This is a genomic window from Desulforegula conservatrix Mb1Pa (genome assembly GCF_000426225.1).
GTDB lineage: Bacteria > Desulfobacterota > Desulfobacteria > Desulfobacterales > Desulforegulaceae > Desulforegula > Desulforegula conservatrix.
In genome coordinates this window covers 1-10,684 of record NZ_AUEY01000103.1, presented here as the reverse complement: position 1 = coordinate 10,684, position 10,684 = coordinate 1, and the positions used below count along the sequence as shown (strand labels likewise).

14 protein-coding genes and 1 pseudogene are annotated in these 10,684 nt (G+C 41.1%); 10 read left to right on the top strand and 5 right to left on the bottom strand.

Features of this window, described 5'->3' with window-relative positions; translation table 11 throughout:
• From K245_RS0119485 to asrC, 4 genes and pseudogenes are all read left to right on the top strand, one after another.
• Positions 1–208 (top strand): annotated as a pseudogene (locus K245_RS0119485) (hydroxylamine reductase); the annotation flags it as partial.
• A 79-nt stretch (positions 209–287) separates the two neighbouring features.
• Positions 288–1,307: an anaerobic sulfite reductase subunit AsrA gene (asrA, locus tag K245_RS0119480; protein ID WP_027360537.1), complete on the top strand. Its 1,020-nt coding sequence runs from the start codon at positions 288–290 to the stop codon at positions 1,305–1,307.
• Positions 1,297–2,088 carry an anaerobic sulfite reductase subunit AsrB gene (gene asrB, locus K245_RS0119475; protein WP_027360536.1) on the top strand — a complete coding sequence of 264 codons (792 nt, stop codon included), beginning with the start codon at positions 1,297–1,299 and terminating at the stop codon, positions 2,086–2,088. The genes asrA and asrB overlap by 11 nt, the downstream gene beginning before the upstream one ends.
• A gap of 124 nt (positions 2,089–2,212) precedes the next feature.
• Entirely contained in the window at positions 2,213–3,202 is a 990-nt protein-coding gene (asrC, locus tag K245_RS0119470; protein ID WP_027360535.1) for a sulfite reductase subunit C, read from the top strand.
• 134 nt (positions 3,203–3,336) lie between these two features.
• Here the strand turns inward: asrC and chrA are convergent, their stop codons facing one another.
• From chrA to K245_RS25565, 4 genes are read right to left on the bottom strand one after another with little or no spacing between them, the layout of a single operon-like run.
• On the bottom strand, positions 3,337–4,623 hold the full coding sequence (gene chrA / locus K245_RS0119465; protein WP_027360534.1) for a chromate efflux transporter: 1,287 nt from the start codon (positions 4,621–4,623) through the stop codon (positions 3,337–3,339).
• Between the two features lie 42 nt (positions 4,624–4,665).
• On the bottom strand, positions 4,666–4,989 hold the full coding sequence (locus tag K245_RS0119460) for a thiosulfate sulfurtransferase GlpE (RefSeq protein WP_027360533.1): 324 nt from the start codon (positions 4,987–4,989) through the stop codon (positions 4,666–4,668).
• A 15-nt stretch (positions 4,990–5,004) separates the two neighbouring features.
• Complete coding sequence (locus K245_RS0119455) at positions 5,005–5,421, bottom strand: chromate resistance protein ChrB domain-containing protein (protein ID WP_027360532.1); 417 nt, start codon at positions 5,419–5,421, stop codon at positions 5,005–5,007.
• Positions 5,418–5,885 carry a Chromate resistance protein ChrB gene (locus K245_RS25565; protein WP_051284458.1) on the bottom strand — a complete coding sequence of 156 codons (468 nt, stop codon included), beginning with the start codon at positions 5,883–5,885 and terminating at the stop codon, positions 5,418–5,420. Before K245_RS25565 ends, K245_RS0119455 begins: the two co-directional genes overlap by 4 nt.
• A 161-nt stretch (positions 5,886–6,046) precedes the next feature.
• Between K245_RS25565 and K245_RS27015 the strand changes: the two genes are divergently transcribed.
• Positions 6,047–6,793, top strand: a complete 747-nt coding sequence (locus K245_RS27015) for an HDIG domain-containing metalloprotein (RefSeq protein WP_051284456.1) — start codon at positions 6,047–6,049, stop codon at positions 6,791–6,793.
• Entirely contained in the window at positions 6,786–8,147 is a 1,362-nt protein-coding gene (locus K245_RS25555; RefSeq protein ID WP_198013940.1) for an MFS transporter, read from the top strand. The genes K245_RS27015 and K245_RS25555 overlap by 8 nt, the downstream gene beginning before the upstream one ends.
• Positions 8,148–8,251: 104 nt before the next feature.
• On the opposite strand, the gene K245_RS0119435 is transcribed toward K245_RS25555, so the two are convergent.
• The gene (locus K245_RS0119435; protein ID WP_027360531.1) at positions 8,252–8,872 is read right to left on the bottom strand and encodes a class I SAM-dependent methyltransferase; all 621 of its coding nucleotides are present in this window, start codon (positions 8,870–8,872) and stop codon (positions 8,252–8,254) included.
• A gap of 235 nt (positions 8,873–9,107) precedes the next feature.
• Between K245_RS0119435 and K245_RS0119430 the strand changes: the two genes are divergently transcribed.
• The 4 genes from K245_RS0119430 to K245_RS25550 form a co-directional block, all read left to right on the top strand.
• Complete coding sequence (locus tag K245_RS0119430; RefSeq protein ID WP_027360530.1) at positions 9,108–9,386, top strand: hypothetical protein; 279 nt, start codon at positions 9,108–9,110, stop codon at positions 9,384–9,386.
• Complete coding sequence (locus K245_RS0119425) at positions 9,355–9,708, top strand: helix-turn-helix domain-containing protein (RefSeq protein WP_027360529.1); 354 nt, start codon at positions 9,355–9,357, stop codon at positions 9,706–9,708. Before K245_RS0119430 ends, K245_RS0119425 begins: the two co-directional genes overlap by 32 nt.
• Before the next feature lie 94 nt (positions 9,709–9,802).
• Positions 9,803–9,982: a DUF7706 family protein gene (locus K245_RS0119420; RefSeq protein WP_027360528.1), complete on the top strand. Its 180-nt coding sequence runs from the start codon at positions 9,803–9,805 to the stop codon at positions 9,980–9,982.
• Between the two features lie 10 nt (positions 9,983–9,992).
• Positions 9,993–10,684: hypothetical protein (locus tag K245_RS25550; RefSeq protein WP_035277715.1), on the top strand; the 692-nt coding region annotated here is incomplete at its 3' end.

Sequence of the window (10,684 nt, the reverse complement as noted above, 5' to 3'; positions counted from 1 at the left end):
CCTGCCACTGTCCTTTATACTCTCATGGTACGAGCAGAAAGCTGTCGCGATTCTTTTGACCCTGCTCTTCCTCGGAATCAAGGACATAAGACTCGGGCCATCACTTCCTGCATTCTTAAGTCCAAACGTGCTTGATGTTCTGGTTAAAAACTTCAACATCATGCCTATAAAGACTGCGGATGAAGATCTGAAAGCAATACTTGGTTAATTTTTATAAATAAGCCCACTAAAAATGGTGGGCTTTTTCATTAATGCTGGCGCATATCTGTGCCAGATGGAGTCATTACATGGGTTACAGTTTATCAAAAGACCAGTTTAACAGTCTTCTTGACGCGTTAAAGAAATCTTATACTGTTTATGGGCCTGCTGTAGACCCTGACAAGGGCAACTATTCGGATACAGACCGGATTACATACAAAAAAATAAACAGTTTTGACGACCTCGTTTTGGATATGAAGACATATTTTTCGCCAAAGGAAATTGTTTATCCTGTCCGTGAGCCTTTGTTTCATTTTTCAGATGGTTCTTTTTTTGTGCCCCATATTGATGAAAAAAAGATTGCGATCCTTCTTAGGCCTTGCGACATCAACGGATTCGACAGGCTTGACACCGTTTTTTTAAAAAATGGGCCTGAAGAGGATTTCTATTATAAAAGACGCAGAAAGAATATTCGTTTTTTTATGATCGAATGCGCTGAAGGTTTTGATAACTGCTGGTGCGTATCCATGAACGCAAACAGAACCGATATGTATGACGTGGCTTTCAGGTTTGGAAAAGAGATTTTGGCTGATGTAAAAAACGAAGAATTCATTCCTTATCTTGTTGGTTTTCCACAGACAGAAGTTGACATACAATTTATTGAAAAAAATTCCATTGAAGTCAAAGTTCCTGAGATCGGGAGCATTTCACCTGAATCTTTTGATTTAGAGATGTGGAATGAGTACACGAGCCGATGCATTGCTTGCGGAAGGTGCAATACATCATGCATTACCTGTTCCTGTTTCACAGTGCAGGATGTGGCTTGCGGAACTGAAGGCCGCATGGCTGAGCGTCGCAGGCGCTGGGCAGGTTGTCAGCTTAATGGTTTTACAGACATGGCAGGAGGGCATTCTTACAGGTCAAAGAATGGAGAGAAAATGAGATTTAAGACCATGCATAAGATCAACGATTTCCACAGGAGATTCGGTAAGCATCAGTGCGTTGGATGTGGTCGGTGCGATGATGTATGCCCTCAATACATCTCTTTTGCCAGATGCATAAATACTCTATCGGAAGTCGTAGCTGAAAGGGGGAAAAATGAACAATAACCCCTATATTGCAGAAAAGGCAAAACTGATCAGAATTACACCAGAAACTGCTATTGATTCAACTTTTACCATCGCATGGGATAAACCTGTCAAACCAGGACAGTTTCTCGAAATATCCATACCAGGTGCCGGAGAGGCTCCAATATCCATCAGCGATTTCAATGACGGCGAGCTGTCCATGACCATACGCAAGGTAGGCCGGGTAACAGGAGCACTGTTTGACATGAAGGAAGGAGATACCCTGTTTGCAAGAGGCCCTTATGGCAACGGTTTTGAATACAACTATTATGCAGGAACAAATCTTAAAATCATTGCTGGAGGTACAGGGCTTGCCCCTGTCAAGAATCTTATAAAAACCTTTATGGAACCACGTTATGTCAATAGCCTGGAAGTTCTTCTTGGTTTCAAAACGCCCGAAGACATTCTTTTTAAAAATGAAGTGCTTTCATGGGTTGAATCAGCTACTGCAATACTGACCGTCGATAATGGCAACTATGACTGGAAAGGAAATTCTGGACTCATCACACAATATATCCCTCAACTTGATTTGAATAAACCTCAAGATTGCGTCTGTATTGTCGTGGGGCCGCCTGTCATGATCAAGTTTGTTCTGGCTGATCTTTTGACGAGGGATGTTCCAAGGGAGAATATCTGGGTATCGTTTGAGAGAAATATGAGTTGCGGTATTGGTAAATGCGGGCACTGCAAAATAGACAATACCTATATATGTCTGGATGGGCCGGTATTCAGACTGCCAGATACAATGAAACTGATAGATTAGCCAATATTCATTGCCAGATAAAAGATCTGAAATATTTAATTTCAGTCTGGTAACCATAGTTCTGCAAATATTAAAATCTGTCGTTTTGTCATGTTTGTAGGTAAAGAGAATCAGGAGAAATACAGTGAGTGTTTTTACAAAAAAACAAATGAAGAATGCTTACCGGATTACAAAAGTCAGTGGCAAAACAGCCTTGCGGGTAAGGGTTCCGGGCGGTCATATTGAAACCAAGTGGTTTTCCCTGATCCATGAGATAGCCGAAAAATACGGAAACGGGACAGCTCATATAACTACACGTCAAGGTTTCGAGATTCCGGGAATTGATTTTGAAAAAATACCTGAAATAAACGCGATGATCCGGCCTCTTCTATTAGCCATGGGCCTTGAAGACGATCCGGGAGACAAAGGATATCCATCAGCTGGAACGCGAAACATCAGTGCCTGCATAGGAAACCGGGTATGCACTTTTGGTAACGATGACACCTCCCGCCTTGCTATGGAACTTGAGCAACTCGTATATCCGCATGACCTTCATTTCAAGATTGCCGTAACAGGATGCCCAAATGACTGCATAAAGGCAGTCATGAATGATTTCGGGATTATCTGTACAGTTGAACCGGTTTATAACGAATCACGCTGTATTAGTTGTAGGGCTTGCGTAGATCATTGCTCCAAGGCTGTAGTCAGTGCATTGACATTCAAGGATTTTTCAGTTGTCAGAAACCCAAATGCATGCATCGGATGTGGAGAATGCATTCGTAAATGCCCTACAGAAGCATTGACACGATCTGCAACCAAGTCATACAGGCTTGTGATCATGGGAAGAACCGGAAAAAAGAATCCCCGAATAGCTCGAACATTCATTAAATGGGTTGATAAGGATTCTATCTTCAAGATCATTGAAAATACTTACGCCTTTGTAGATCGCCATATAGACAGAAGTCTTGATAAAGAGCATGTGGGGTATATCGTTGACCGCGTGGGGTATCATGCTTTTCGGGACGAAGTGCTTAAATATGTAACGCTGAATGATACAGCGGTTGTAGCAGAAAATATTCAGTGGGGAGGCTATTTTTACGCCAATGACACAGATTTATTTTATAACAAGAGGTAGGGTTATCCCCTCTATAGGAGCAAAAAAAAGGTGGGGGCATGAATCTTCTTTTTGAAAAAATTCAAAAATTTTGGCATTTGGTTTATCTCCTTAAAGTTTGTCATGTTCAATCTTATAGATGCTTACTATACCGCTTAAATCACAATTAAAAGCTTATAAAGCATGCCTGTTAAAGCTCCTAAAAATATCACAAGATGTATTGATAGATGAAACCGCATTATTGCTATAAAACTGATTATAGCCATGACTATTGCAAAAACATCAAATCCGTCATTAGGGAAGAAGGTTTTGATGCTGAAAAAAACCGCCAGTTTAAGTATCACACCGACAACTGCGGCTGTAATTCCTATAAGCGCGGCCTGGATACGTTTATTTGAAGAAATAAGCTCTATATATGGCGCGCATGAAAAAATGAAAAAGAAACTTGGAAGAAATGTTACAAAAGTAGTCAGAATTCCGCCTGCTATTCCATACGCCAGAGGATTTGAAGCTCCTGAAAATTTCCATGCACCAAGAAAACCAACATATTGAGTCACCATGATCAGAGGGCCGGGTGTTGACTCTGCAAGACCTAATCCCATAAGCATTTGAGACTCTGTGAGCCATCCAAGAACCATGACAGCATGATCTGATATATAGCTTAAAACTGCGTAAGCCCCGCCAAAAGTGACAAATGCCGCTTTAGTAAAAAACACGGCCTGCTGCGCGAGAATGTCGCCAAAACCTTTTGAAAAAATTAAAGGCAAAATCACTGCTGACCATATAATTATGAAGATAAAAGCCATTTTAACAGGATGCCATAAAGATGGCAGTTTTGTTTGTGAAAATTCAGGCTCTGCCATGAGGCATTCTTTTGAACCGTGTCCACGAAAACAGAATACTTTTTCATACCGTTTTCCCATCAATAGGCCAGCAGCTCCGGCAACAAAGACTATTGCAGGAAAAGGAACGGGAAAAAACTGTCCCGCAATGAATGACATAGCAGCAAAAAAATAAAGACTTGTATGTGTAAGGGCTTTTTTGCCTATTCTAATGACGGCTTCAGCGACAATTGCGACAACTACAGGAGTTATCCCATAAAAAAATCCTGAGATCGCCGGAACATCAGTATGCGCCACTGCTATCCAGCTAAGCAAAAGCATAACAAATACAGATGGCAGGACAAAGAAGACACCGGCTGCTATTCCTCCTTTGTATCCATGCAGTTTCCATCCAATATAGGTTGCGAGCTGATGAGCTTCAGGCCCTGGCAGAAGCATGCAGAAATTAAGCGCGCTCATGAAGGCGGATTCAGAAATCCATTTTCTGGCATCCACGATTTCTCTGTGCATGATTGCAATCTGACCGGCTGGGCCGCCAAAATTGATAAAGCCAAGCTTAACCCAGAATTTAAGGGCTTCTTTAAATGAAATATCAGACATTTTTATCTCCAAGGTGAGATATCTATTATAGAGTGAAAACTGCTATTTCTTAATGAGTTCACCTGCATCAGCTACCCACGCGGCAAGCCCGCCTTCGATGTATTTTGCGTTGGCTCCAGCTTCCAGAAGTTTGTCTATTACTCCAGAGCTAACAGAGCCACCACGGACACAGTAAATTATAGTTTCTTTGTCTTTTGGGACTTCATTTATCCATGTGGCTGCCTGTTCCGGGTCACGCCAGACAGAGCCAGGTATAATCCTTTGGTCTGTATCGTAATCAGCTTTTCTTCTTACATCGATAATCATTGTGTTTTTGTTTTCTGCAAGCAATGCCTTCAGTTCTGAAGGTTTAATGGTCTTTTCCATAGTTATTGATCCTTTTTATATATTTTCTTTTAATTGAGTATAAACGGCTTCAAAAATCACCAAACCTGTTTCAATGGCCTTTAAATCGTCTTTGAAATATTTCGATATCCCCCTGCATACAAGATCAAGCCCGGCTGCTTCTGGTGGCGGAAGGAGATCATTTATTGTGTCTGCGGCGTTTATTATTTCTGCCATCTGATCTATGGTTTTGTCGTTGATTGCATATTCTTTGACAATGGTGCAGAAAGTACATTTGCCACGCTTATGGCTTAATGCTGCTCCTGGTATGTCAAAGGCTATTCCTTCGAGGCTTTTGTAATCAGCACCTTTTTTTATGAAAACAAATACAGCCTCTTGGTCAATATGCTTTCTGATGAGCCATGCAGAGGCCATTCGGTCAATGCCGACATTTTCCCAGGTTATCCATTTCATTTTTTTATCTCCATATGGGCAAGTTCTTCCATGCGATTTTCAAAAACAGCCTTAACCTCAACAGAAAGTGGTGATTTGAGATAGTCTTGGGCCTTTATTCTGTGAAAAAGACTCCACAGCTTTCTCAACTCCTTTTCGTCTGTGATTTCTGCACAGTCAGCCCTCAGCTTTTGATACTGAATGTTTGTTTGATTAATAAAATAATCCCTCAAATCTTTTTCTGTTTCAGAGCTGAGGGCGTTTATTGACCAAACTGATGCTTCACCGCCAATTTCGATTACCTCGGCAGAAACCCACTGGAAATCTTCCATATTTTTTTCAGAAAAAGGAAGAACGCAGACAGAGTCCTGCACCTGATAAACTCCTAGCTTTTTAAGTTTTCTCCACAAAGCCACCTTGGCAGCAGATGTTCTGGCTTTTGGCGGTTTGTAAGTCAGCATTATCCATTTTTGTTTCTCGTCCATAGGCCTCCTTTTTTAATGTAACATAAGGTACATTAAATACAAGGTCAATACCCTCTTTTAATCTTTATAAAATAATTATCATTGACATTAGGCTAAAAAATCATATTATATTTGTAACCTTAGTTACAAATATAATTAAACTACAAATAAAGGATAATAATATGCCTCCATATGAAAAACACCTTGAAACCAGCGTAAAAAGAACAGGCAATGATTATCAGACAATGCACGACTGGCTTGATAACAACCCGGACAAAAATATAAAAACAGAGCGTCATAATCTGGATATTCTCCCGGAAAATATTGAATATGTTCGTTCCAATTGGGGCGATGAGGCTGTTGTTGAATATCTCCAGCATATTGCCGAAGACCTGCTTATGAAGGAAATAGCAATTCTTGAGAAATCAGGCTGCCCAGAAGAAGCAATTTTACATAGCGTGGAAGTTGCAAGGAAAGCCTTGGAAATTTCAGCAAGGGTAAAAATTCCGGTAGATAGAAAACTCATTGCAATGGGTGCGGTTTTTCATGATCTTGGCAAAGCAAAGACTTCTGGAATGCAGCATGGAGAAATAGGCGCTCAGATGGCGGCAGACCTTGGTCTTGAGCAGGAAATAATAGATATTATTCTAAAACATATTAGGGGAGGACTGACAGAAGCCGAAGCTGTTGAGTTAGGTCTGCCTGTGAGGGATTATACCCTTAGAACTCCTGAAGAAAAAATAGTCATCTACGCGGACAGAATGGTGGATATCTATGTTGATAAGATTGTTCCGGACACAAATGAAAAAGATGCTGAAGACCGTTTTGTTAAAATTCTTCAGCAGTATGAAAAATACGGCAAAAATGAAATCACGCTGAAGAGATATATTGTCTTGCATCAGGAAATACATGAATGGATGAATGATTAACAATCATGAAGCCACTGGTTCCGGAGCAGCTTCTAAACTATTCTGGAACTTTAAAATAAAAAGGCCAAGGCTTATGAAAAAATCAAACAGAGATATAAAGCTTCTATTTTTAACCCGCATAATAAGACTTTTTGCCTACGGATTCATGTCAGTAATTCTGGTCCTGCTTCTTGCCGAAACCGGGCTTAAAGACGGAAAAATAGGCCTTATTCTCACACTTACACTCGCAGGCGATGTTTTTGTTTCACTTTGGGTCACAACGGTAGCAGACCGGATTGGCAGAAGAAAAATGCTTGTCCTGGGAGCCGTCCTCATGGCTCTGTCAGGGCTGGTCTTTGTAGTGACAAATAATCCGTGGCTGCTGACAATCGCCGCAATTTTGGGAATAATAAGCCCAAGCGGAAACGAAATTGGCCCTTTTCTTTCCATAGAACAGGCTGCCTTGTCACATATTATTCCTGATCACAAAAGAACATCTGCCTTTGGATGGTATAATTTTGCAGGGTCATTTGCCACTGCCATTGGAGCATTAACAAGCGGATGGTTGGCAAAATTATTACTACTCTACAGCTTCACAGCATTGGAATCATACAGATATATAATGCTTGGCTATGCCATAAGCGGAGTTATGCTGATTGTAATATTCTTGAAATTATCGGCTGAAGTTGAAAGCCAGCCTGTAACGGTTGAAATTGAAAAGCCCACCATAAAACCTAAAATGGGGCTTCACCAATCAAAAGGTATTGTTGCCAAACTTAGCGCATTGTTTGCCCTCGATGCCTTCGCTGGCGGGTTTGTCATCCAGAGCATAATGGCATACTGGTTCCATACTAAATTTGGCGTTGATACAGGCGTTCTCGGAAGTATTTTCTTTGGAGCCAACATCCTGGCAGGGATTTCAGCTCTTCTGGCAACAAATATTGCTGCAAGGATTGGGCTTATTAACACGATGGTTTTTACACATATTCCATCAAATATTTTGCTGTGCCTTGTTCCTTTAATGCCTAATCTTGGACTTGCCATCGCTTTACTATTGCTCAGATACAGCATTTCCCAGATGGATGTTCCAACAAGGCAGTCATACACAATGGCGGTTGTCGCTCCAGATGAACGAACAGCAGCGTCAGGCATCACAAATATAGCGCGCTCAATTGGCGCGGCAGCATCCCCTGCTCTAAGCGGTCTGCTTCTGGCTAACCCGCTTTTTTTTAGCGCACCGTTTTTTCTGGCTGGCGGGTTGAAAATTATTTACGATCTGTTTCTTTACAAAATGTTCCTGAATGTCAGACCTCCTGAAGAAAATAGATTAAAAAAAGAAGTTTTTGATTGTATAAACGCAGATGAACCATGCTGAAACCCAAAAAAATAATGTCCGATAAGGTAATCGATTAGAATACCTAAATCGGACATTAAAATTTTAAAAAGAGAATGCATTAGTTGAGGTATTTTGACCTACTATTAGCAGACTTCCTTGCAACAGTAGCAATAAACGAATTCTTGAACTATACCACCTGGAGTAATATGTGACTCTTTTTCATGCCGGAGCAATTTAAATGGTTTCCCAAACTCTGCATGGAGTTCGTCAGAGCTGTAACGCATAACGGGCAGTCCGCTGCACATCGTTGGGCCATTTTCTGCAAACGTGGCAACAATGACATGGCCGCCGGGCTTAACCGCATGCATGACTTTGTTTATATAAGCCATGCGAGCTTCGTGTTCAGTAAGAAAATGGAAAACGGCCCTGTCATGCCAAATATCATAGACATTCTCTGGTAATGAGACTTCAATAATATTTGCCTCTATCCATTTGACAATACTACTGCGAGAAGCAAGCCTGCGCTTGGCCGCAGCTAATGCTGCTCCAGATAGGTCAAGAACCGTTAAATCCTCATATCCGATAGCCAAAAGACCATCAACAAGTGTTGATACTCCGCCACCTACATCAATAATTGCAGCTGATAAAGATGAGCCTGTTTCTTGGATTAGTTTTAAAGAAAGTTCCGCGTGTTCCTGAAACCAGCTAACTTTATTTGCTGCCGTGAATGAATAGACTCTTTCCCAGTGATCTTTATCTTGCATTTTAACATCCTATAAATATTAAGAAAATCAGGGCATAGCTCGCGAAGACATTCTTTGCAAAGCCCGAGGCTGAATCAGGTTTCAGAATGTTCATGAATATAAGCCGTTGCCAATAATTATTTAAAATATTAGTTCCGATAACTTTATATTATCGGACGTAATGTTTTTTAAAAAGAATCCAATAAATCTTGCCCAAGGGATTTTTATGCACTAATATTTAGTGCATGGAGAATTTATGAGCTGGCAGTCCAGATTATCAAAAAAAGCACAAAAACAGGCAGCGTCGCTCCCTGAAAGCATTAGGAACCTTCTATTCCAACTTCTTCGGGAAATAGAGATGTTTGGGCCTGTGCGTGGAAACTGGCCAAATTATTCAAGGCTATTAGATAACAGACACCATTGCCATCTTAAAAAAGGCAAGCCAACTTATGTGGCTGTATGGGAAGTGTCTAAAAAAGAAATCAAGCTTGTAGAGGTAATATATGCGGGTACGCACGAAAAAGCACCATACTGAAAATAATGACATGGCAAGATTTATTGGCCCACTTGATAAAATAGCAGAAATTAGAAAATTTGCTGATTCGCTTGGTCTTGTCGATATAGAGGAGAGTGTTTGTTACCGTGACGTTTTTCCTGAATACGCTGGCAAAGAAATACAAACGGCCCTCAGAGCTTATCGAACAAGAGAAGGTTTGACTCAGGATCAACTTGCTAAACTTGCGGGTATTCCACGACGCCATATTTCAGACATGGAAAATGGACGCCGACCCATAGGTAAAGAGAATGCCAAAAAATTAGCAGGGGTTCTTAATGCGGATTATAGAATGCTTATGTAGTTGTTTTAAACGTTGTGTCCTTTGTTTAAAAGCATCCATTTTCGGATAAATGCCTGCAAGATTTGGTCAGTAACTCCAAAATATAGGGAATAAAATGATAATAACCCTGGATATGACAGAACAAGAGGCAGAGGTCTTTTCTGAATTTCTGAAAAGAATGGGCCTGGGTGATTATCAGGCCAAGGCGCAGACAACAGACGAGGCCTATTTGATGCAGGATGCCGGAGAAAAAATAAGGAAAGCCCTGGCCGAATATGGCTTTTCGCCAAGATAAGGAGCGTCTTTTGGAATATTTTTCATCAGAAAATACAGATCAAGTCCCGGCTCTTCCGGAACACGTATCAAGCCGTGTAAAAACAATATTCGAGGACGGCACTCCTGAAAATACAAGAAAAGCCTACAGGAAAGATCTCCTTTATTTCAAGGAATGGTCAAGGGCCGTTACAGATGCTGACGCTGTTATGCCTTTTCAGGAGCCTGACATAATAAAATTCATAACTGATCATCTCATGGGCCTTGATCCCGAAGTAGAATCAGTTCTCATGGAATCAGGTATAAAGGCCAAATCAGGGCCGCACTCCATAAGCACAATAACAAGAAGAATAGCATCCATATCTTCCGCACACGAAATGCGTGGTCTTGCAAATCCATGCAAGTCCGGAGAGGTTCGATTTCTTCTTTCCAAGGCGAGAAGGGCAGCGGTTAACAATGGATTCAGGACAACAAAGAAAAAAGCCGCTACCTTGGACATACTCGAAACCATGATAAAAACCTGTAATGACAGCATTTTTGGAATAAGGGACAGGGCTATTCTGCTCTTTGCCTTTGCCAGCGGGGGAAGGAGACGTTCTGAAGTCTCTTCAGCATGTTTTGAGGATCTGACCAGATCAGACTCCACAAATAATGAAGGATACTCCTTTATAATAAGAAGATCCAAAACTGACCAGGAAGGAAAAGGCTTTACAGTTCCCATAAT

Coding starts and splice junctions, on each gene's coding strand:
- K245_RS0119435 (WP_027360531.1), bottom strand. CDS start 8,872: ATGCAAGATAAAGATCACTGGGAAAGAGTCTATTCATTCACGGCAGCA.
- K245_RS0119460 (WP_027360533.1), bottom strand. CDS start 4,989: ATGGAAAAGACCATTAAACCTTCAGAACTGAAGGCATTGCTTGCAGAA.
- K245_RS0119425 (WP_027360529.1), top strand. CDS start 9,355: ATGCGGGTACGCACGAAAAAGCACCATACTGAAAATAATGACATGGCA.
- K245_RS0119430 (WP_027360530.1), top strand. CDS start 9,108: ATGAGCTGGCAGTCCAGATTATCAAAAAAAGCACAAAAACAGGCAGCG.
- asrA (WP_027360537.1), top strand. CDS start 288: ATGGGTTACAGTTTATCAAAAGACCAGTTTAACAGTCTTCTTGACGCG.
- K245_RS0119455 (WP_027360532.1), bottom strand. CDS start 5,421: ATGAAATGGATAACCTGGGAAAATGTCGGCATTGACCGAATGGCCTCT.
- K245_RS27015 (WP_051284456.1), top strand. CDS start 6,047: ATGCCTCCATATGAAAAACACCTTGAAACCAGCGTAAAAAGAACAGGC.
- K245_RS25565 (WP_051284458.1), bottom strand. CDS start 5,885: ATGGACGAGAAACAAAAATGGATAATGCTGACTTACAAACCGCCAAAA.
- K245_RS0119420 (WP_027360528.1), top strand. CDS start 9,803: ATGATAATAACCCTGGATATGACAGAACAAGAGGCAGAGGTCTTTTCT.
- K245_RS25555 (WP_198013940.1), top strand. CDS start 6,786: ATGATTAACAATCATGAAGCCACTGGTTCCGGAGCAGCTTCTAAACTA.
- asrB (WP_027360536.1), top strand. CDS start 1,297: ATGAACAATAACCCCTATATTGCAGAAAAGGCAAAACTGATCAGAATT.
- chrA (WP_027360534.1), bottom strand. CDS start 4,623: ATGTCTGATATTTCATTTAAAGAAGCCCTTAAATTCTGGGTTAAGCTT.